This window comes from Yersinia sp. LJYL362, from assembly GCF_048323875.1.
Window position 1 is genome coordinate 1 of record NZ_JBLWEX010000254.1, and the last position, 22307, is coordinate 22307.

Consider the following 22307-nt stretch of genomic DNA (forward strand, 5'->3'; position numbering starts at 1 on the left):
AGGGATTTAAAATCCCTCGGCTTATGGCTGTGCGGGTTCAAGTCCCGCCCCGGGCACCATGGAAACAAATCTAAGTAAAACAAAGTAGTATGAGTATGTCGTTAACCGCCGAGAGGCGGTTTTTTTGCGACCCAAATCTTATTTCACCATTGGTTTTCACCATATCCCTGCTCTTTTGTGGCTGTTTCACCATTCAATTTCGTCACTTTATTGCTCTTCTTGTTGCCCGCCGACGACAGGGACAATCGCGACTTTTCTGTCATACCGTGCCGTTTGCGATGCATTTTTATGTCCCGAAATCGCCTGTTTTTCATAGAGGGTTCCGGTGAGATCAGAAACACCTTTCGCCTTCAAATCGTGGAAGGTGAAATTGAAATCCAATTCAGGGTGTGACTCTTTTGCCATTTTCCTGGCTTTACGCCACTGGCTATTAAAAACATCACGGCTATACCGACATCCACCTCTTTGGTGGATGAGATAAATGCTACTTATCCCTGGCTTCAAGGGGAGGGTATCGGCCAACGCAATCGCATTCTGCAATCGTCCGGTCCAGGCCTTAATTTGTTTTACTCCCGTTTTTCCCTGCCTGATATATAGCCCCGCGTCTTTAATTTGGTCACGGCGTAACGCAAGCACGTCAGCTTGTCTTGTGAGATACAGATAGGCTATTTCCATGGCGATGCGGACAATGTTAGAGGCGGCAAAATAGACTGCACTATATTCTTCATCAGTAATATAGCGCTCTCTACTGAGCTTCTTAAACTGCTTTACACCAGTGCAAGGATTCAATTTTACTTTTCCGCGCTCGTATCCCCAGCGGAAGACTCTCGACATGAAAGATTTTTCTCTGTTGGCTTGAATCCGACTTGTTATCCCCCGTTCATCCATATACGTTCGAATATGCTCGGGCTTTATACTGTTGGATGACATTTTTCCAAATACAGCGATTATTTTTGAGGAGTGTTTGCGATAGTCTTTTTGTGTTTCACTCGCCAAATCACAGAAATCGCCGGACACCAAAAACTCTTTAATGAGACCAGTAAATGTCGTGTCACTTTTCTGGCCGACCATTAATCTCTCGTAGGCCATCCATACCTCGGCCTGGCTGGATCCAAAGCTGCAAAGTCGGATTGTTCCACCATCGATGGCCCTGAACTCATAGGCTGACCTGCCTTTTCGAACACGAGGCGGCATCCAGTTGTCAGCGGGGTCTTTGCGTGGGCGAGCCATAATCAGGTTGTTCATCAGACTCCACCTGAATGAGCTGACGCGATGACAGTGGGTCCCCAGGTGGTGCTGGGTCAAGCATCTTTCCGCATGATAAAAAAATGCCATTTTCGTGTAAGCATTCGCATTGTTTTCTCGGTTGAACAAACTCGGTGATCTCTTCTAATTCAATACGAGTTAATAATTTCCTATTCAGACGCTGTAGACGCAATGCTGAATAGGTTCACCCATCAAAGCGATGAACCTGCTTGCTCATCAACGTATTACGCTAACATTTTCCAGCGTTACCTGACTTTCAGGCTTATCATTTACCTGATGGGCAACCGGGACAAATATGTTTATATCTTTCAGCCAGGCTTCTTTGCTACTGCTATCGGGCTGATATTTCTGTGTTTGAGTACATTCAGCTAACAGATATTTCCCGCTAAACGCAGGTGAAAGGTTATGAGCATATCCCTCTCTTGTTACCTCGCAACGTAAGATTCCTGAAGAAGACGCTTGCTTATTGGAATCAATATCGTCCCTGTGTGCCATACGTTATAATTATGGATTTTAAATACTACAAAGGAGCAGTATGATGCGATCAGCTATTTTAACTTTCTTAATACGAATATTCTGATAGCTCTCTATTACGAAATGGCTATTCTTGCTATTATTTTTTTATCTCTAATAACAAAAGTGATTTTTCATTTAATAAGAAAAGATAAATAACTTAAACAGGAATAACTATTTTTGGCAATATGTTCCAGCGTCAGATTGACAATCCATTCACCATCGCCGTCAGTAAAGCCTAACAACTGGCGGCGCTCATATTTAACCATTTACCCGTTATTAATTTAAAATTACTTAAGTGTTATTATTAAAATAACGATAGCATTTTAATTAAAAACAAGGAAAAAATTTATTTTCATTACTTTGATTTTAGTCTTGTAATACTATTTTTTGCGGATACAGGAGGGAATTGCACATGCATCGGGTTATCTCAACGAAATAATAACTAGTTGCTACCCCATATAGGTGTTCATCGGTAATATCATTGAAGACTAAATCATTGATTGGGTAGTGTAACTGTTGAGTGGAGGGGGGAATCTATGTTAATCAGGTGTAAAACGAAGCCCGCGTAAATGTGCGGGCTTCTGATTGTGTGAGTTACTTTGATCGCTCAGACAGATAGTTGGTTAATTATTAGCCTTGATTTAAGAGGTCGCTATTATTTTCCTGGTTCTCCGCCATCATATTTCCGGTATAGTTTCTAACTTCCCGCAAACGGAGGTTCTTTTCTTAAAATTTTATCAATGACATTTAACACGCCTGAATCATTATTCGAGTCGGCCTGATATTTCGCTATTTTTTTAATATGTTCTGGCGCATTTGCCATAGCAAATCCATACCCGGCATATTGCAACATCTCAACATCGTTGCCACCATCACCAAAAGTCACCACTTCTTCATCTTTCACCCCCCATATATCCTGGAGTAATTTAATACCATTGGCCTTATGTACACCAGGTATGATTAGGTCAACAGAACCATGACCACTGGACACTGGGGTTACAATATCGCCCAATTCAGCCTCAATGAATGTCATAAAGTCAGCCAATTCTTCATCGGGCAAACTGATTGCGAACTTGAATGCGGGTTCTTCGATTTGATTGAAGTTATCAATAATTTTAAGTCGATGGTAATATTTGCTCATGGTGGTGTAGAAAGCATTATCAGATGAACTGAGCATACAAGCACCATTCTTGCCACAAACAATAATATCAAGATGAGGTAGTGGTAAGATTGTTTTTAGAACTTTGTCACAGTTTTCATCTGATAGTGCTCCGCAGAAAATTTCTGTATTTTCATTGCTAACGTAGGCACCGTTTTCAGCGACAAATGCGATTTCATTAGCGATATCGGGAAAGAAGGAGATGAGCTGGTAATATTGGTTGCCACTGGCAACAACAAATTTTATTCCATTATCTTTTAATTGTGCATATTGAGCGCTAAACCGTTTCCTATCAAAATTCATCTGGTCGTTAAGAAAGGTTCCATCCATATCAACTGCAACGATTTTAATACTCATTTTGTTTCCCTCTTTAACATATTGAAGATAGTAGTTTGATAGAAAATATCTTAACGCTATTTATCTAAAAAAAAGCTAGCAAAATTTTGCTAGCTGGTAAAGTTACCATACTCAGTCACAAATTTTATCTTTAGATGAATCTTCACAAATATGTTTACGCTGTATTAATTTTTGATGCGGTTATTCCTCGTTGATATATTTCAGCTTAAATGCCCCGACCGCAATAACGAGGAATGTCAGTGCCATAATGGCGAATGCGGTGTAAAGATCAGTTAAGTGAGCAATAAAACCAATCAGCGCTGGCCCGCCCAGCACGCCGAAGTAACCTAGTGTTGCAACCATGGCAACGGACATATTTACCGGCATCACTTTTTCCTGGCCCGCCAGGGTTATCAGTACCGGAACAATGTTTGCAGCCCCAACTCCAACTAGCGCGAAACCAAGCAATGTGAATTTCCAGTCGGGGATAATGACCGCAACCGCATAACCGATCATGGCGATGATACTGCTGAGAACCAGTACGCGTTTACGTCCCAAAAGGCTGACAACTTTATCGCCAGTGAAACGCATGATTGACATCGTTCCACCAAAAATTGCGAATCCCCAACCTGCATGTGTTATATCAAGGCCTCGATCATTAGTGAGAAAAACGCCGCTCCAATCTAATACTGCACCTTCAGCCATAAAACAAATCATGCACATTAATGCCATTAACACGAGTCGGAAATTGGGCTTTGGTTTTGTTATCGCTTGCTCAGTAGGTTCTTTATGATCACCAAAGGGGATTAATTCATTAAAAACCGTCACGGTAATAATAGCGATTACTGCAATGGCAATGAATGTCACGGCAAGAGGCATCAAACCAAGCGTAAATAATATTGCACCACCACCTGCTCCTGCAATTGAACCAACACTGAACAAACAATGAAAACCTGACATAAGTGGTTTATCAGATGATTGTTCAACCAGCGAGCCTTGGACATTGACTGCAACATCTGCCAGACCGATTCCGGCGCCAAAGAAAAATAGGCATAAAGCCATCACAGGGAATTGATCAATGATTGCCAGAGTAGGCAGGAATATACAGGCTAGGGCGATGCCTAATAGCATGATATTTCTACAACCAAAACGGCCGATGAGTTTCCCGGAAAACAGCATGGCAAGTAGAGAGCCAGTTCCCAAACAAAGCAACAGTAATCCTAACGAGCCAGCATCAAAATGCAGACGATTTTGTGCATAGGGTACCAATGAAGCCCAAAGGCCCATTGCAAATCCTGCGACAAAGAATATTGCCCGCGTGGCGGAGCGTTTAGCATAAGTATCCAGAGTGGCATCAAGTGTAGAGCTAGACATTCAGTAGTTACCTTTCTCTGGTGAGTGGTCGCGAAATCGAATTTGTTAGCAATGTAAAACTACTTACTAAAAGACTTATATTAAGTAATAAAATATAATGACGACGTTCAAGAAGTCAAGAACATTCTTGCCGTGGAAGGTGTTTATTTATAGGTGTTAAATAGGGGATAGAATGCGAGCGTTGAAATGAGATTTTTAGTGCTAAGGCAGGGCTTTAACATCATTTACTTGGGTAAGTTAGCTATCAAAGACTCTAAAATTATTATAGGCGTCGAGGGTATATTCTGATATGCCTTTATGATAATCAGATTTTATACAATCGCGATAGACAAATTGCGGAATATGTTTGTTATCAAATCTTTTTAATAACTCAATAGCTAGTGCATCAATACATGCTTGATCGATGTTATTACCTGATACAGCTATGGTGACCGGATTAATAATAACAATTAAAGATGAAGTGATATGCAGAAGCCTTTCAAACTCGGGGGTATGATGAGAGTGAGTATTCGTTCCGTTGGGTAAATTATCATAGAAGGGTAGTTTTGATACCTCCCCCGCGAATTGGCTAGCCCCACGTAGCATTTTTCCGGAAATAACCATGCCACAACCTGCGCAATGTCTCGGGGGCATGAATATGTAAGCGACTGGATCATTTGTACCGCGGCAATAATTTCGGTAGAAGCCAAATGCAGTGTAATTCATATCATTGCCCACTTGAACAAAAATACCCAATTGGGTATTTAGCTGCTCAGCAATATCCAGTCCTTCTAAGTGAGTAATATCACAAGTTAGGACTTTCCCATCGACCACAACACCTGGAAGACCAAGGCCTAATGCTTTGATATTAGGATGTTTATCTATTATCTCTTTAATATGGCTAATTAATATCTCTATAGTAAGATTATTATAAACTTCATTATATTCTTGAATTTTTTTGCCATCGGCCGAGGTGAGAAAAGACGAAATAACGCCGCTGTCATTTGTACCCTCGGCATAGACACTTAATACACTAAAGTAATTTGGATTATATATATAGCGTTTGGCTGGCCGACCACCGCGTGATTCATCGAGAGATTCCTCTATAACCTCTCCCTCAGCGCATAATTCATTCAGTATCGTGCCACAGGTTGCCAAACTTAACCCAGTTTGAGCGGATATATCGCTTTTCGTTGCAGATACCAGTGATTTTAATGTGCCAGTTACCAGCATGATATTTTTTTTCTTCATCTGTCTGGTAGTGTTAATCAGCACCGTTGTCATTTTTTTCACCCATAATTTAACTGGAAGAAATATAACATGTTCGTATTTATGAATAAATAATTATCATGGTCTTCGCCGGATGTTACAGTGTTTAAAATGAGAGATAAACCCCTGGTGCTTGTCGAGCGATATTGACAGCATTAGGTTTAAGTTAACTGAGATGGATGAGAATAATATATGGCGAGTAAAAAAAGAGGGATGGGCTACATCGCCATCATGGTCGATGATTATGATAAAGCGATTGAATATTATACTGAAAAATTGGGTTTCTTTTTGAGGGAAGACGAGCCGCAGCCAGGGAAGCGCTGGGTATCGATTTCACCCACAGAAGATAGTGAGTGTCGTTTATTGTTGGCTCGTGCATCTAATGAAAATCAAGTGACATTTATTGGCAATCAATGTGGCGGACGAGTATTCCTTTTTCTTGAGACCGAAGATTTCTGGCGTGATTATCAATTAATGAAATCGAAAGGAGTAACATTCTGTGAGGAACCGCGCAAAGAAGCCTATGGCATGGTCGTGGTGTTTGAAGATATCTACGGCAACCGCTGGGATCTTTACCAAAAATAGCACTATATTGCCTATCAGCGGGTAAAGCCCACATTATGCGGGCTTGTAACCAAACACTGACTAAAACCCTGATATTGGCAAATGGTACATTAATGGCTAAATCTGACACCACTGATTGTATGTGCTAAGCCAAATATTGGTATAAGCGAAAGCGTAAAAATTTCGAAAATATAGCAGCACTTATCCCGATATTTATCAGGAGGCCGCCATATTTGTCTTCCCCAAAGCAGCACTCGGTATGATAGGAATATAGCTATGATAAAGATCATCTCGGTGAGAAATCATCCAGAATATAAAGATAAAGCTATCCATTACTTTCAAAGTAAGTGGGCTACAGAAGAGACCAAAATGCTTTATCAAGATAGCATTACGCATTGTATTGGTGCAAAAAAGCCGTTGCCGCAATGGTATTTGATGGAGCTCAATGCGGAAATTATTGGCTGTGTGGGGCTAATTACTAATGATTTTATCAGCCGGATGGATCTGTACCCTTGGCTGTGTGCGCTCTATATTGAAGAGAACTTTCGTGGCCATGCTTATGGTGAGTTGCTGATAAAGCACTTGGCGGAAGAGGCTAAAAGTATCGGTTTCGACGAATTACATTTATGTACTGACCATATTGGTTTCTATGAAAGATATGGTTTTACTTTTACCGGGATGGGCTATCACCCATGGGGTGAGTCTTCACGAATTTATTCTCTGTCACTGATTTAATTGGAGTAGTGAAAAGAGCGAAGGAGATTGCTGTGAGTATAAATAAGGTTACATTGCAGCGGGTCTATGATGTTGAACCACCTTATCAGGCCAATACTTTCTTGGTTGACCGTTTATGGCCGCGTGGGATCAGTAAGGCGCGTCTGGAGGGGGTTGTATGGCTAAAAGAGGTCGCACCGGATAACGCATTGCGGCAATGGTTCCATCAGCATTTGGATTGGCCAGAATTTGTCATACGCTATCGGGCCCAGCTCAATAACTCTACGGCTTGGGAACCTTTGCTGGCGGTGTTGAAGCAACAGCCCATCACGTTGTTATATGGCAGTCGTGATGAGCAAAATAATCAAGCAGTCGTTTTACGCGATTTTCTTCTCAGTAAACTGTAGTCCTTTAACTTTACTCACTATTATTGAATCAATCGGTAGTGTACGTTTCATTATTCAATAGCGGTTTGATATTAATCTTAGCCGTATTCGCGTAAAATTCAGCCCGTAAGTTTGTTTATCAAGCTACGGGCTGAATGTATTCTTTAACCTACTGGCTTTTGTTCATACAAATCAGAGGTGGCACTGCTTTAGTTCCACTTTCTTTGACAGGCATATTTCTGTGTTCTGCTGCAACCTCTTGAGCGCGTTTGCGTAAACTAAACCAGCCAATGACAAGCAATACGGCGATGACAGGTAAAGTCGCAACGGTCCAGGTACCATTCGGATAATCTAACGCCATCATGATTAATACACCGGCCAGGAAAAATAGGGTTAGCCAGGATGTCACGGGAGCACCAGGCATTTTAAAGGCGACGGGTTTGGCCGTGCCGTTCTTTATCGCCTGACGTAATTTCATCTGACACACAATAATGAATGCCCATGAGCTAATAATCCCTAGCGACGCAATATTCAAAACAATCTCAAATACCTGTGATGGGACGAGAAAGTTGAGCACTACACCAAAAACATAGATGCCGACAGTGACCAGTATCCCGGCATAGGGGACCGATTGGGGGCTCATTTTGGACATGAATTTTGGTGCTGAACCGCCCATCGATAATGAACGTAGAATGCGGCCTGTAGAATACAGCCCCGAGTTCAGGCTGGAAAGAGCGGCGGATAGCACCACGATATTCATGATCGTTCCAATATAAGGAACGCCTAAGTTACTGAAGAATGTCACAAAGGGGCTTTGACCCGGCTGATAGGCATTCCAGGGCAATAAACATACCAACAGAACCACTGAGCCGACATAAAACAGGCCAATACGTAGAATCACACTATTGATCGCTTTGGGTAGCATTTTCTCTGGGTCTTTGCACTCGCCAGCTGCGGTGCCAATTAACTCAATACCTGCAAAAGCAAATATAACTCCCTGAACTAATACCAGTGCGGGAAGTAACCCGTGGGGGAAGAATCCACCATTATCTGTGATCAGATGCATACCGGACGAGTGTTCACCTACACTTTGGCCGGTTCCAAGAAAGATAACCCCGACGATCAGAAATATGGAGATGGCGGCCACTTTAATCAATGCGAACCAGAATTCCATCTCCGCAAACCATTTAACGCCAATCATATTCATGGTGGCGACAATTGAAAGTGCGCCTAACGCAAACAGCCATTGGGGTACATCAGAGAATGTTCCCCAATAATGCATATAGAGAGCAACGGCGGTAATATCGACGATTCCTGTCATTGCCCAGTTGAGAAAATACATCCATCCAGCAACATAGGATGCCTTTTCGCCGAGAAACTCGCGAGCATAAGAGACAAAACTACCACTGGAGGGGCGGTGTAAAATCAGTTCGCCGAGGGCTCTGAGAATGAAAAATGAGAAAACCCCGCATACCAAATAAACCAATGCTAATGCTGGGCCTGCCATTTGCAAACGAGCACCGGTACCTAAAAATAGGCCGGTACCAATAGAACCGCCGATCGCTATCATTTGTATATGACGCCGGCCCATACTTTTGTGATAGCCAGTATCATGAGAATCTAACCAGCGTTTTTTTGCGTCGTGATGGGTTTCTGCAGAGTGCTTTCCTGACATCATAGACATTCCCTATTTTCCTGTCTGTTGTGCAATCATCGTGAATGTATTACTGCAACCGATTGCTAAAGGTTAATGCATAAATAGCGTCTTAGCGCCTTCACTTGTTATGGCTTTGATCATTACTCTTGAATTATGGGAGGGCATGCTATCGTTTCTATCGTGATGAGGCAAAAAAATATTCACTTATAAATTATTTTTTTTGCGGTATTACCGAAGTCACTAATTGAATGGCTAAGGTTAATTTATAATCACACCGCATGCTTCCATATTAATACATTTAGTATGACTATTGATTATTTTTAGAACAACCCGTAACCGGTTGTTATGTAGGTGAATGCGGAGAGTTTGTTTTTTTACTATAAATCAATTCTGACTATTTTCTATCGATACTATTTTTAGCCTGACTTTATATTTTATTACTATCATTTTAGATTAAATTGCAGTTGATCTTAATTAGAAGAAAACTTTTATGCAGATATTCTTTTTATATGCATGGTTTGTCTTTTTGGCACAAAAAGCATACTTTGATATCGGGTCTATAGATGTTTTAATTATGATCAATATAAAGGGTTGCCAATAAGATATTACTCCAAGTATTGATAGCATACTGAGTTGAAACTGGGGGGCTGCTAAGCTATAGCATTTAAAGCCATGAGTAGACTGGCTGTCGTAAGCGAGCGATTTCATGCATGCAAAGTATTTATACCTAAATAAAGACTTTAATCTAACCGTCTTTAACTAAAAAAGCATAACAGAGAAACTTGATTACATTCGGATTTTTTAATTACAAAACACCGAGTTAAGTTAATTAAAATAAACCTGTCGAGAGGCTCTCAAATGCAATAAGTATATCACTATCGCTTGTTCTTTTACTCTGAGTGGAGTGGTATCTTGAGGTTGAGCATTTACATTTTATGTTTTTATTGTTGATGTTAATAATAACTTTTAGCGACAGGTTAATCGATTACTTCCTTAAATAGGTCTGTGATAAATATCGAATATCATTAGCTGATCATAACATTCAATACGTTACCTCTTGTTCCTTAGGTACTACCCAACAGTAGGTCTAAAATGAAAAAAACAAATCAGGACATCACTCTTGCTTCCGACGAAGAGATCGATATGGCAGATAAGTTTTCCATCAAAACGTTGATTACCAACGTGAACAAAATGAATATAAACACTATGCCAATGGCTTTATTTATGACCATTTCGGCTATTGTGTTTATTTCGGCTTATGCCAGTTATCTACCCAAAAATATGATTGGTGGCTTGGCTGTTATTATGACGATGGGCTTTGTATTATCCCATATTGGTCGCCATATTCCAGTATTAAAAGACATAGGTGGCCCAGCTATATTGTGTCTGATGGTGCCATCAGTGTTGGTCTACTTTGGTATTTTCCAAACCAATACGTTAGATACGGTTCACTTGCTGATGAAGGAGGCGAACTTACTCTATTTTGTCATCGCCAGTCTGGTCGTTGGCAGTATTCTTGGCATGAATCGCGTGGTGCTCATTCAGGGTATGACACGTATGTTTATCCCACTGGTAGTGGGAACCATCACTGCCGTCGCTACCGGGTTATTGGTGGGTAAGTTATTCGGTTTCTCCCTTTATCACACTTTTTTCTTTATTATTGTGCCGATTATCGGTGGTGGCATTGGTGAAGGTATCTTGCCGTTATCTTTGGCTTATTCGGCGATTCTTGGGCAAGCACCTGATGTTTATGTTGCCCAGTTGGCTCCAGCGGCAGTGGTCGGAAACATTTTTGCTATTATTTGTGCCGGTGTGCTGGCTCGTATCGGTATGCGGCGCAAAGATCTGAATGGCGAAGGGATGTTAATTCGTTCAGCGCAAGACAATGCGGTGTTTACCTCGCAAGAAGGGCCAAAACAGGCTGATTTTCAGTTAATGGGCGGCGGGTTATTAATGACCTGTGCATTCTTCATTGTAGGTGGGTTATTTGAAAAGGTTGTGCATATTCCTGGCCCGGTACTCATGATTTTGATTGCGGTGATGTGCAAATACGCGCAGGTTATTCCGTCAAAAATGGAGCAGGGTGCGCACAGCTGGTATAAATTTGTTTCTACTACCTTGGTTTGGCCTCTAATGATTGGTCTGGGGATGTTGTATGTTCCGTTAGAAAGTGTTGTCGCCGTATTCTCCGTTGGCTATGTCGTGGTCTGTGGATCTGTTGTTTTATCAATGGCGGCCATCAGTTTCATTATTGCTCCCTATCTAAATATGTATCCCGTGGAGGCCTCCATTGTGACCAGTTGCCACAGCGGGCTCGGTGGGACAGGGGATGTTGCTATTCTTTCCGCCTCAAACCGGATGTCATTAATGCCATTTGCCCAGATAGCCACCCGTATTGGCGGTGCATCCACGGTAATTGGCGCCACATTGTTATTAGGTTGGATAATTTAAAGCTGTTAGTTTGGATAATTTAAACCAACACTTTGAGTGATAGCATAACAAACGGCATCTTTTATCGGATGCCGTTTGTTATTGAAAATTGAGTTCTTCTTGGTGTTCATGCTATTGGCAATACTGTTTTAATACCTCCTGCTGGCTGGGCAAGAGTTTATAGAGATAAACCGGCCGGCCGGTGGCGCCATACAGAACTTTAGTGCTGAGAACTTCAGTATCGGAAAGGTAAATTAAATATTTACGGCAAGAAACGCGTGAAATACCAATAGCATTTGCCATCTGTTCCGTCGAAAACTCCCCATCTTGTACTTCCAGAATCCATTCACATACCGTTCGTAGTGTTTGCGCTGTTAGCCCTTTGGGTAATTTTTTGCGCTCGATCGGAGCGGCATTACTGCGCCGTAATAAGGAATCGACATCTTCTTGTGCGCAATATTCGCGTTGCCCCAGCAAACTCTGTTTTTCACGATAAGTCGACAGTGCTTCTTCAAAACGTGAGAATTGGAACGGCTTAATTAAGTAATCTACTACCCCGTATTGCAGTGCTTTTTTGATGGTATTCACATCAGTTGCAGATGAAATAACAATAACATCAGTATGCTCACTAAATTCACGTAGAACTGGCAGCAAGTCTAATCCATTGTCCTGGCGCATGAATACATCTAACAGGACCAGGTGAATCGGCTGTTCCGCTGCCATCACGTGCTCCCGGGCCTGCTGTAAACTGGAGACTGAGCCGCAGCAGTTGAAGCCCGCCACTTGACTCAGATAACACTTGTTCAGCTCAGCTACCATTGCATCATCATCTACTATTAATACATTAATCATGATTTACCGCGCTGATGTTGTTTGAATAATTGTCACTGGAGGTCATATTATTTGAGGTTACATCGTAGGGAAGATTGATAAAGAATTGGGTAAAAATACCCGCTTCTGAATCGAACTCAATATTGCCGCCAATACTTTCCAGGCTCTGGCGAACCAGGCTCAAACCGATGCCGTGTTCATTTCCTTTGGTGGAAAAACCGTTATCAAAAATACTGTCTTGCAACTCGGTTGCAATACCCGGCCCATCATCACTGACAACGCAATGTACACGGCCATTTTGATAATGGAAGCTGACATTAATTTCTCGTTGAGACTGGTTGCCAATGGCCTCCATGGCATTCTCAATCAGATTGCCCAAAACTGTAATTAAGGTAGTCGTTATTTGCTCATTATCGGTATCGGGCAACAAGCTATCGTCACTGATGGATAACGTGATGCCCAAATCGCGTGCCCGGTTAATTTTCCCCAGCAGGAAACCGGCAATGACTGGAGATTTTACTTTGCGCAGTAGAGAGCCAATTTCCGCCTGATAATTATTCGATGTTTTAACAATATAATCTTCAAGTTGCTGATAATACTTCATATGCAATAAACCTAAAATCACATGGAGTTTATTCATAAACTCGTGCGACTGTGCTCGTAAGGCATCGGCATAATGCACCATGCCGGTGAGGCGTTGCATCAATTGACTCACTTCGGTTTTATCGCGGAAAGTGGCGATTGCGCCAATAATATCGCCTTTTACCATTACGGGAACAGTATTGGTCAGTAATATGCTGCCATTAAAGTTTATTTCTTCATCGCGCCGGGCAATCCCGGTTTCCAAGACCTGCTCTAAATACAAACGCACTGGCCAATACTTGCTGGCGCTGCTGAGTAATAAATTCTCCATCGGCCCACTTTGTTTAAATAAGCGCTTCGCCTCATGGTTTACCACGGTAATGCGCGAGTTGGCATCAACTGCGATAACGCCTTCTTTAATGGATTGCAGCATGGCGTTACGCTGTTCAAATAAGTTGGAGATCTCGTAGGGTTCAAAACCCAACATAATTCTTTTCAGTGCTTTGACTAAAAACCAGGTGCCGAGTGATCCAATTAGCGCTCCAAATAATATGGTCCAGGGAATAGTCCAACGGGTTTCACTGACAACCGAGTCAATGCTGGTAAGAGAAATCCCAATCGCGACAACACCTATTTGTTTGCCGTGAGGTTCATAAACAGGAATAAAAATACGTAATGCTCTTTCCAGTACACCTCGGTTTATCGCGCTGTTTTCTTTGCCTTGTAGCGCAGGTTCTAAATCATTGCCGATAAAATGTTGTCCGATCATCTCTGGATTAGGATGTGAATAACGTATGCCGTTCATATCAGTCACAACAATAAATAGCAGGTTATTCGCTTGCTGAACTTGACTGGTATAGGGCTGAATTTGTTTCCCGGCTTCAGGATCAGTTAATCCGTGAATGATGGTGGGCGAAAAAGAGAGCGATCGGGCGACGGCAACGGCTTTGTCTTGCAAACCCTCTTGTGCCATCTTGCTAAGTTGAACGAAGAACAGCGTGTGAACCACCAATAACACGGAGATAATCACCGCAGAAACCATGAGGGTGATAGATGTACTGAGTCGTAACGGCACTTTTTGCTTTCCAGCCGTTGTTGCATTGTTCATGTCATGCTCCAGAAACACCGGCCTGTGTGATCCTCAGACATCCAGATTGATAAGATGGGTGTTATATCAATAGTTGCAAACAAAAAAGATACAAATGAAGTTGCCCTGTAGTTTACGCCGTTTATTTATTAGGACGCTAAGACTTGGGGTTACTTTAGCTACATAACGATTTATATAGTTATCAAATATCCCTCCTCTGCGGGACTGCCTGTATGGCGAGAGGAGGTGCAGGCTATTTATCGATCAATCAGATTGACGCAGGGTCGGGGCGATAATCAATTCAATCTCTTTAGTGGCTAGTTCTTCATGGGCTGTAGACGCCAAACCGGTATCAGTAATCACGGCATCAAAGTCAGTAAGAGGTAAGGCTAAATAAGTGGCAATCTTGCCGTATTTTGATGCGTCAGCCAGTAGCACGCGCTTGCTGCTAACCTCACTAACTGCCCGTTTCACCACAACTTTGTCTTCATCCGGTGTGGAAATACCGCGAGGCCCCCAGCAGGATGCTGAAATAAAGGCGATATCAATGGATAAATTTCGTAGCGCACGGGCGGCGGCATCACCGACACAAGAACGGTTTTCGCGACACAATGTGCCACCTGAATGGATCATTTTACATTGGCAGGATTCAATCAAAAAATTAGCGATGACAAAGTCATTGGTGACCACCAATAAATCATCCCTGGCTTCCAGTTGCCGTGCCAGCGCCAGTGTGGTGGTTCCGGCATCAAGATAAATACAGCTATTACGTGGAATATGTAGCGCTGCCGCCATACCAATGGCGTTTTTCTGGCTGCTGTACATGAGTGTTTTATCTTGATGGGAGGGCTCAGCAGCCAGGCGTTCAGTCGAACGAACCCCGCCAGAAACGGATAACACTGCACCTTGTTCTTCCAGTTTTTGCACGTCACGACGAATAGTCATGTGCGATACACCTAAACGTTCAGTCAGTTCAGCAATGCTGACGACGCCACGCTCGGCAACCAGTGCCAGTATCTGTTGGTGACGTTCAACGGGAATCACGTTCGCTCCTTATTCAGTTTGTTCATTATATTGCAATGGTAATTAATGTGATTATACGTCAGTGATTAGAAAATATTTCTCATTTTTTAACGCTAGGAATCACTAATTTATTCATTTTATTCGTTAGGATGTCTACGTAAGCCCCAATATTGATGTTAATTCATGTGATTTACGGCTCTTCAGTGTTAATTATTGTGATTATGTTCACAATAATACGGCAACTCTCTGGTTACCATTAACATAATAAATCAAATTATCACCAAAATTAACATGGAGGGGTTATGACTCACACTAAAATGCTATCAGCATATGTCATGGAATCTGGCTTTATAAAAGAACAGGAGAGTATCTGATGCGATTAGGCGTTATTGCAGATGATTTCACCGGTGCCACAGATATTGCCAGTTTTTTGGTGGAAAATGGCATGTCGACGGTGCAAGTCACTGGCATACCTCAAACGGATTATCAGGTGCAGGCAGACGCTATAGTGATCAGTCTAAAATCGCGCTCTGGTTCAGCCGATAAGGCCGTGGCAGATTCTTTAGCGGCTTTGGCATGGTTACAACACCAGGGCTGCACACAATTCTATTTTAAATACTGTTCGACATTTGATAGCACTGCGCAAGGTAACATTGGCCCAGTGACTGACGCATTAATGGATGCTCTTGCTCAGCAACAAACTGTCATCTGCCCCGCGCTACCCATTAATGGGCGCACAGTATATCAAGGGTATTTATTTGTTATGGGGCAATTATTGTCTGAATCAGGGATGCGCCATCATCCGGTGACCCCGATGGCTGACAGTAACCTCCTGCGCCTGATGGATGCGCAGAGTCGTGGGCGCAGTGGTTTGATCAACAGCTCCATGATGGATCAAGGCGTTGACGCGGTAAAATCACATTTGCGCAGTCTGAAAGATGAAGGCATTCGCTATGTGGTACTGGATACCTTAAACGACGACCACTTACTGACACAGGCTGAAGCGGTGCGCGATATGGTGTTGGTGACGGGGGGCTCTGGTTTGGCTATCGGCCTGGCGCAGCAGTGGATGAAAGGCGTTCAGCATCACTTACCTGCCACGTTAACCGGTGCCCCGCAAGGCAAGTTATGTGTTGTGTTATCCGGTTCTTGTTCAGCAATGACCAATCGGCAGGTCGCTCGATATGTTCGACAGGCTCCAGCCCAGTCAATTGATATAACCCGTTGTCTAAATGAACCTGAATCCTATGCCAAAGAGCTCTGTACCTGGGTGATGGAGAATATCTCTGGGCCGTTGGCTCCGTTACTGTACGCCACATCTGAACCTGAGGTCATACAGAGTATCCAGCGGCAGTGGGGGGCGGCTGCCAGCAGTGAGGCGGTGGAACATCTGTTCGGGACTTTAGCACGGAGTTTGCAACTGCAAGGTGTCCAACGTTTCATCGTGGCCGGCGGCGAAACCTCCGGTATGGTCGCCCAATCTTTAGGTATTCAAGCTTTTCATATTGGGCCAGCCATCTCACCTGGGGTTCCTTGGGTAAAATCGACCGACCACCCCATTTCATTAGCGTTGAAGTCGGGTAATTTTGGTGATGAAAACTTTTTTGCCAGAGCACAAACGGAGTTTGCAGTATGAATGAGCAGCAGGCGCGGGAAGATATGGTCAAGTTGGGAGCCTCCTTTTTCCAACGAGGTTACGCCACCGGTTCAGCGGGAAATTTGTCACTGAAACTGGCGGACGGCACATTATTAGCGACGCCAACGGGCTCCTGCTTAGGTGAGTTAAATGCTGAACGGCTATCAAAGGTCAGTTTAGAGGGGGAATGGATTTCGGGTGATAAACCCTCAAAAGAGATCAGTTTTCATCGTGCAATCTATCTTAATAATTCTGAGTGTGAAGCCGTCGTTCACTTGCATTGCCTTTATTTAACAGCACTTTCTTGCTTGCGAGGTCTTGATTGTCGTAATGCCATTAAGCCCTTTACACCTTATGTGGTGATGCGGGTCGGCGATGTTCCTGTAGTGCCATATTACCGTCCGGGAGACACTCGGTTAGGGGAGGCGTTGGCAAAGTTGGCTCCGCAGTACCGTGCTTTTTTACTGGCAAATCACGGCCCGGTCGTCGTGGGGAAAAGTTTGCGAGAAGCGGCAGACAATATGGAAGAGTTAGAGGAAACTGCACGCCTGATATTTACACTGGGTGACCGACCTATTCGTTATCTAACTGATGATGAAATCGCCGAATTAAGGAGTTAAATATGCCTAAGTTTGCCGCTAATTTATCTATGATGTTTACAGAAGTTCCTTTCCTTGAACGTTTCAAGTCTGCAAAAGACGCGGGTTTCGGTGGTGTGGAGTTTTTATTTCCCTACGATTATCCAGCAGATCAATTGGCAGCGAAATTGAAAGAGCAAGGTTTGCAACAGGTGTTATTTAATACCCCTCCCGGCGATATTAGTGCTGGCGAATGGGGGCTGGCGGCGCTGCCGGGCCGAGAAAAAGAAGCTCGCCGTGATATTGATTTGGCTTTGGAATATGCGCTGGCACTGGGCTGCCCATCTATTCATATCATGGCTGGTGTGGTACCTGTAGACGCAGACAGAAAAAATTATCAACAGACATTCATCGACAATGTGCGTTATGCCGCTGACCGGTTTGCCGAGCATAATATTAATGTCATGATTGAAGCGTTAAATCCGAAGATAAAACCTAATTACCTGTTCTCCAGCCAATATCAAACATTGGAATTGGTTAACCTCATCAACCGTCCTAATGTATTTACGCAGTTGGATCTATTCCATGCGCAGATAGTGGACGGTAATCTCAGCCATTTAATTACCGCGTTCGCAGGGCGTTATGGGCATATTCAGATTGCATCAGTACCGGGCCGTCATGAACCCGATGAAGGTGAGATTAATTACGCCTATTTATTTGGACTACTGGATGAGATTAACTACAAGGGGTGGATTGGTTGTGAATATCACCCGCGGGCAGGCACCGTGGCAGGGCTGAATTGGATACAACCCTATTTATCATAAGTATTAATATGCTGGTCGGCCCTTAGCATCGCTATTCAATGTTTGGCGTTTATTAAAGGGCTGTTTACCGATACTATAATACTATTATGTCGGATTAATACGGCATAACATGTTTATCTGCTGTTTGTCATTATCTTACTCCCCGCAAAACCTTCCTGCTTTATCGTTATTACGATGATATTGCAACAGTTCTGATAATTTTTCTCTGTAAAAACATAATTAAACTATTCAAAAACAACTGATATACAGTTTTCTAAACCTAGGATATCTTACTCTAAGAATTTCATGAGTAATTCATAAATCCAAAGGTTAAAGAAGCGCAAATCATAATTACTATTTCATATAAATTAAAACGTATAAGTATTTCTGCCGCTTAAAATAAGCCTTACAGGCAAAAGAAAGACAGGAATATAAACAGAAGTTAAACGGGAGGTAACTATATGCCTACAGATGATAGCAAAAATGGAATTATCGACTACGTATCCACCGGGCATCTGCCGGATCCAGATACTGTGGTTAAATTGGTGCAAGAAGCCCACAAACGGTTTAGCACCGATAATGAAGGTGTCGTTTCGACGGTTTATCCTGCATTAGAACGTATCCCTCCTAATCTATTTGGCGTTTGCATGGTCGGTACTAACGGTAACGTGCATTCAGCCGGCGATGTAGATTATGAATTTACCATCATGAGTGTCTCCAAACCTTTTGTTTTTGCCTTGGTCTGCCAGGCCATAGGCGCGAAAGTCGCCCGTGAAAAACTGGGTGTGAATAGTACGGGTATGGCATTTAACTCAGTGACTGCCATTGAGCGCGCACCTGATGGGCGCACTAATCCTATGGTGAACTCCGGTGCTATTGCCACCACCAGCCTGGTACCTGGTGCCACCAGCGATGAGCAGTGGAAATTCATTTATGACGGTTTGTGCCGTTTTGCTGGCCGTGAACTGCCCCTTAATGAAGAAGTGTATCAATCTGCCTGTGAAACCAATTTTCGCAATCGTGGCATAGCTAATGTGCTGGAAGGTTATGGCCGTCTCGGGTGTGATCCTCTTATCGCAACCGATCTCTATACGCGCCAATGTTCACTGAATGTCAGTGCCCGGGATTTAGCTGTCATGGGCGCGACACTGGCAGACGGGGGCGTCAATCCACTGACTCGCGAGCGGGTGGTAGATAATGATGTTTGCCATTACGCATTGGCGGTAATGGTAACGGCAGGGTTGTACGAAACATCTGGGGACTGGCTTTATGATATCGGCCTTCCTGGGAAAAGCGGTATTGGTGGCGGTATTGTGACAGTGTCACCAGGTAAAGGTGGGTTGGGGACTTTTGCGCCGTTACTGGATAGCGCTGGTAATAGTGTTAAAGGTCAACTGGCCGCCCGGTTCTTATCACGTAGTCTTGGGATGGACATGTTTGTTTCTGAGCCTTACACCGAAAAGAGTTGAGCCGTGAGAGTCAGGTAAAGCTCAAAAAACCGGTTATGTGGCGACAAACGCGCTTTGTAAAACCGGATTGAGTTTAAAACAATATTGTTTTTCAAAAGGATAGAGATATTTATGGCGAATCAATCAACTCACCGCGCAGGTGCGGAAGTTAAAGAATCTTGGGTGCCGATGATCACCATCGCATTGGCCCAGATTCTGATGTCATTTAACGTGGCCTCCCTGCCGGTAGCGTTAGGTGGGATGGTCAAGAGCTTTAACGTGCCACCAACGACCATTGCAACTGCGATTGTGATGTACTCACTCTCTGTTGCTGGTTTCGTGATGTTGGGTGCGAAACTCAACCAACGTTTCGGGCCGCTGGTGGTATTCCGCAGTACCGTTCTGTTGTTTGGTGTCGCGCAGGTCATGATGACATTCAGCCCGAATGTCACCGTGATGATCAGTGCTCAGGCATTAAGTGGTCTGGCGGGTGCCGCGTTGGTTCCTGCTCTGGTGGCCTTGATTGCTGAAAACTACCGCGGTACGCAACAAGCTACGGCGCTCGGTGCGTTAGGTTCAGCGCGTGCCGGTGCCGGTGTGGCAGCATTCCTGATTGGTGGTGTTCTGGGAACATATATCGGCTGGCGTCCAGCGTTCGGCATCTTGATTGTGCTGTCTGCCATCATCTTTGTGTTGAGCTTCCGTTTGAAGTCTGACCAAGGCCGCCCGGAAGTTGGCATTGATGTATTCGGTGTCATTTTGGCGGCGTCGGCGATTATCCTGCTGTCATTTGGCTTTAATAACCTCAACCGTTGGGGCTTCGGTCTGGTTCGTGATGGTGCGCCATTCGATCTGCTGGGCTTCTCTCCCGCACCTTTCATGATTGTACTGGGTATTGTGTTGGGTCAGGCGTTTGTCGTCTGGACTCGCCGTCGTCAAGAACAAGGCAAAACACCTTTATTGGCACTGGAAGTACTTAGCTCACCGACTGAAAAAGCCGCTGTATTTGCTATGTTTGCGGTGGTTGCCCTGGAAGCTATGCTGAACTTCTCGGTTCCGCTGTATATCCAGATAGTACAGGGCAGTACCCCGATGGCGACGGCGATTGCCATGATGCCATTTAACTTATCGGTGTTCTTCTCAGCGATGTTGATTGTTCGTTTCTATAAGAAGCTGACACCACGCAAGATTGGCCGTTATGGTTTCATCACCTGTACCATTGCTCTGTTGTGGCTGGCATTTGTGGTGCGCAATAACTGGAGTGAATTCGCTGTACTGTTTGGTTTAGTCGTATTTGGTTTGGCTCAGGGTGCATTAGTGACTTTACTGTTCAACGTATTGGTCAGTGCTTCACCGAAAGAATTGGCCGGTGATGTTGGCTCATTACGTGGTACCACGAATAACCTGGCAAATGCCATCGGTACTGCTGTCGCTGGCGCGTTACTGGTTGGTTTGCTCAGCGCCAACGTGATACGTGGCGTGGCTGAAACGCCAATTCTGACGCCAGAAATTCAGGCGCAAGTGAATATGGATAGCATCAACTTCGTCAGTAATGACCGCCTGCAGGGTGTGTTGGCGCAAACCACTGCGACACCTGAGCAGGTCGCGGAAGCGGTGCGAGTCAATGAAGAAGCCCGTCTTCGCTCACTGAAATTTGGTTTATTGATTATGGCGTTGTTATCACTACTGGCTATCTTCCCTGCGGGGCGTTTGCCTAATTATCTGCCAGGGGAATTACCTGCGGATAATCTGGTTAAAAAAACCGGTAAGTAAGCCGAGTTATCATCGGCAGTAAAAGAAACTGACCATTTATTATGAACTGACCATTTATTATGAACTGACAGTGTCCGCGAATACGGCCCTGTCAGTTTTTTTTAGCCAAAATACTCACTCAATCATGTCGTTTTTATCTCAGCACTGTAATGGCAGAAAACTGCAAATGATGCATAAATTCGCGTAAAATCAGCAAACGTGCAGCAAATTCATTATCTGCGGGAATCCCTTCCGATGCGGCTGGTCTACCCATCATGACGGCTGCTAGTCGGTCAAACATCCGCTCAACAGACTCCAGTGACATAACAATTTCCGCTTGTGTGGGTAAGCCCGCAAGATGTGCAATCTCAGCAATATAACCATCGGTGGTAATCAGTTGTGAGGTTTTATTCACCGCCGGGCTGATGCGAATAACCTCATCTTCCACCACCATAATAGCGGTTTCCATCTCATCTGGCGTGGGGGGGTTATGTTTAAAATAACTTAAAGCAACATGATTAGATCCAACAGTAAGGCGCTGTTCAGCGAAAACCATGTCAGAGCTACCCGTGATCACAGTTGTCGATTCATGGCCGATAGATAGCAGCGTTATTAAAAAATTATCACCGATAATTGCGCGAACCTGTTCATATTCCGTTTGAATGTGACTCATCACCAAACCGCCTTATTCATTGCTGTTACTCGCTCTAATCTTGCGAGGCATTCCGCATTTTTAAACAAAAATTCAAAAGACTAAATATATTTTGATACGGATCAAGACACATTTCCGTTGTTTAGTGTTAATGTTAATAAATCTCATTATCAACTTCATGTGCGTCACTCATTATGCGAATTTGGCACAAACTTTTCCTGCTTTGCTGCTGTTGGTGGCTATCCAGCTCTTTAGCCTGGGCGAC

General features: G+C 43.7%; 21 protein-coding genes. 9 read left to right on the forward strand and 12 right to left on the reverse strand.

Annotated features, from left to right (window positions below; genetic code table 11):
* Nucleotides 1–207: 207 nt before the first annotated feature.
* The 7 genes from ACNSO8_RS14960 to ACNSO8_RS14990 form a co-directional block, all read right to left on the reverse strand.
* Nucleotides 208–1230: a tyrosine-type recombinase/integrase gene (locus tag ACNSO8_RS14960; RefSeq protein ID WP_050160764.1), complete on the reverse strand. Its 1023-nt coding sequence runs from the start codon at nucleotides 1228–1230 to the stop codon at nucleotides 208–210.
* Nucleotides 1202–1438: a DUF4224 domain-containing protein gene (locus ACNSO8_RS14965; RefSeq protein ID WP_072076895.1), complete on the reverse strand. Its 237-nt coding sequence runs from the start codon at nucleotides 1436–1438 to the stop codon at nucleotides 1202–1204. The genes ACNSO8_RS14960 and ACNSO8_RS14965 overlap by 29 nt, the downstream gene beginning before the upstream one ends.
* A 44-nt stretch (nucleotides 1439–1482) precedes the next feature.
* The gene (locus tag ACNSO8_RS14970) at nucleotides 1483–1761 is read right to left on the reverse strand and encodes a hypothetical protein (RefSeq protein WP_193785606.1); all 279 of its coding nucleotides are present in this window, start codon (nucleotides 1759–1761) and stop codon (nucleotides 1483–1485) included.
* A 152-nt stretch (nucleotides 1762–1913) separates the two neighbouring features.
* Nucleotides 1914–2048 carry a hypothetical protein gene (locus tag ACNSO8_RS14975; protein ID WP_418395111.1) on the reverse strand — a complete coding sequence of 45 codons (135 nt, stop codon included), beginning with the start codon at nucleotides 2046–2048 and terminating at the stop codon, nucleotides 1914–1916.
* 431 nt (nucleotides 2049–2479) lie between these two features.
* A complete protein-coding gene (locus ACNSO8_RS14980) occupies nucleotides 2480–3298 on the reverse strand; it encodes a Cof-type HAD-IIB family hydrolase (protein ID WP_019079178.1) in 819 nt (272 codons plus the stop codon).
* A gap of 180 nt (nucleotides 3299–3478) precedes the next feature.
* Nucleotides 3479–4651, reverse strand: coding sequence for an MFS transporter (locus ACNSO8_RS14985; RefSeq protein WP_019079179.1), 1173 nt, complete (start codon nucleotides 4649–4651; stop codon nucleotides 3479–3481).
* A gap of 237 nt (nucleotides 4652–4888) precedes the next feature.
* Complete coding sequence (locus ACNSO8_RS14990; protein ID WP_408576925.1) at nucleotides 4889–5914, reverse strand: ROK family protein; 1026 nt, start codon at nucleotides 5912–5914, stop codon at nucleotides 4889–4891.
* A gap of 177 nt (nucleotides 5915–6091) precedes the next feature.
* Here ACNSO8_RS14990 and ACNSO8_RS14995 point away from each other — a divergent pair, with 177 nt between their 5' ends.
* The 3 genes from ACNSO8_RS14995 to ACNSO8_RS15005 all read left to right on the forward strand — a co-directional run bounded on the left by ACNSO8_RS14995 (nucleotide 6092) and on the right by ACNSO8_RS15005 (nucleotide 7584).
* Nucleotides 6092–6484 (forward strand): VOC family protein, encoded by a 393-nt coding sequence (locus ACNSO8_RS14995; RefSeq protein ID WP_019082967.1) that lies wholly within the window; start codon nucleotides 6092–6094, stop codon nucleotides 6482–6484.
* 255 nt (nucleotides 6485–6739) lie between these two features.
* Nucleotides 6740–7198, forward strand: coding sequence for a GNAT family N-acetyltransferase (locus tag ACNSO8_RS15000; protein ID WP_019079182.1), 459 nt, complete (start codon nucleotides 6740–6742; stop codon nucleotides 7196–7198).
* A 32-nt stretch (nucleotides 7199–7230) separates the two neighbouring features.
* On the forward strand, nucleotides 7231–7584 hold the full coding sequence (locus ACNSO8_RS15005) for a DUF488 domain-containing protein (RefSeq protein ID WP_005164450.1): 354 nt from the start codon (nucleotides 7231–7233) through the stop codon (nucleotides 7582–7584).
* 148 nt (nucleotides 7585–7732) lie between these two features.
* On the opposite strand, the gene ansP is transcribed toward ACNSO8_RS15005, so the two are convergent.
* Nucleotides 7733–9247, reverse strand: coding sequence for an L-asparagine permease (gene ansP, locus ACNSO8_RS15010; RefSeq protein ID WP_057630100.1), 1515 nt, complete (start codon nucleotides 9245–9247; stop codon nucleotides 7733–7735).
* Between the two features lie 1065 nt (nucleotides 9248–10312).
* Between ansP and ACNSO8_RS15015 the strand changes: the two genes are divergently transcribed.
* Nucleotides 10313–11671, forward strand: coding sequence for a 2-hydroxycarboxylate transporter family protein (locus ACNSO8_RS15015; RefSeq protein ID WP_019079185.1), 1359 nt, complete (start codon nucleotides 10313–10315; stop codon nucleotides 11669–11671).
* Between the two features lie 111 nt (nucleotides 11672–11782).
* On the opposite strand, the gene dcuR is transcribed toward ACNSO8_RS15015, so the two are convergent.
* From dcuR to ygbI, 3 genes are all read right to left on the reverse strand, one after another.
* On the reverse strand, nucleotides 11783–12502 hold the full coding sequence (gene dcuR, locus ACNSO8_RS15020; protein WP_019079186.1) for a two-component system response regulator DcuR: 720 nt from the start codon (nucleotides 12500–12502) through the stop codon (nucleotides 11783–11785).
* Nucleotides 12495–14171 (reverse strand): sensor histidine kinase, encoded by a 1677-nt coding sequence (locus tag ACNSO8_RS15025; RefSeq protein ID WP_050160745.1) that lies wholly within the window; start codon nucleotides 14169–14171, stop codon nucleotides 12495–12497. The genes dcuR and ACNSO8_RS15025 overlap by 8 nt, the downstream gene beginning before the upstream one ends.
* Before the next feature lie 243 nt (nucleotides 14172–14414).
* Nucleotides 14415–15194: a DNA-binding transcriptional repressor YgbI gene (gene ygbI, locus ACNSO8_RS15030; RefSeq protein WP_019079188.1), complete on the reverse strand. Its 780-nt coding sequence runs from the start codon at nucleotides 15192–15194 to the stop codon at nucleotides 14415–14417.
* Between the two features lie 352 nt (nucleotides 15195–15546).
* Here ygbI and otnK point away from each other — a divergent pair, with 352 nt between their 5' ends.
* The 5 genes from otnK to ACNSO8_RS15055 all read left to right on the forward strand — a co-directional run bounded on the left by otnK (nucleotide 15547) and on the right by ACNSO8_RS15055 (nucleotide 21411).
* A complete protein-coding gene (otnK, locus tag ACNSO8_RS15035; protein WP_418395112.1) occupies nucleotides 15547–16809 on the forward strand; it encodes a 3-oxo-tetronate kinase in 1263 nt (420 codons plus the stop codon).
* Nucleotides 16806–17429, forward strand: a complete 624-nt coding sequence (locus ACNSO8_RS15040) for an aldolase (protein WP_046695084.1) — start codon at nucleotides 16806–16808, stop codon at nucleotides 17427–17429. Before otnK ends, ACNSO8_RS15040 begins: the two co-directional genes overlap by 4 nt.
* A gap of 2 nt (nucleotides 17430–17431) precedes the next feature.
* Nucleotides 17432–18211, forward strand: coding sequence for a 2-oxo-tetronate isomerase (gene otnI, locus ACNSO8_RS15045; RefSeq protein WP_050158077.1), 780 nt, complete (start codon nucleotides 17432–17434; stop codon nucleotides 18209–18211).
* Between the two features lie 440 nt (nucleotides 18212–18651).
* Nucleotides 18652–19659: a glutaminase A gene (glsA, locus tag ACNSO8_RS15050; protein ID WP_019082974.1), complete on the forward strand. Its 1008-nt coding sequence runs from the start codon at nucleotides 18652–18654 to the stop codon at nucleotides 19657–19659.
* 111 nt (nucleotides 19660–19770) lie between these two features.
* Nucleotides 19771–21411, forward strand: coding sequence for an MFS transporter (locus ACNSO8_RS15055; protein WP_005179195.1), 1641 nt, complete (start codon nucleotides 19771–19773; stop codon nucleotides 21409–21411).
* A gap of 133 nt (nucleotides 21412–21544) precedes the next feature.
* Here the strand turns inward: ACNSO8_RS15055 and ACNSO8_RS15060 are convergent, their stop codons facing one another.
* Nucleotides 21545–22063: a hypothetical protein gene (locus ACNSO8_RS15060; RefSeq protein WP_268215688.1), complete on the reverse strand. Its 519-nt coding sequence runs from the start codon at nucleotides 22061–22063 to the stop codon at nucleotides 21545–21547.
* Nucleotides 22064–22307: the final 244 nt, after the last annotated feature.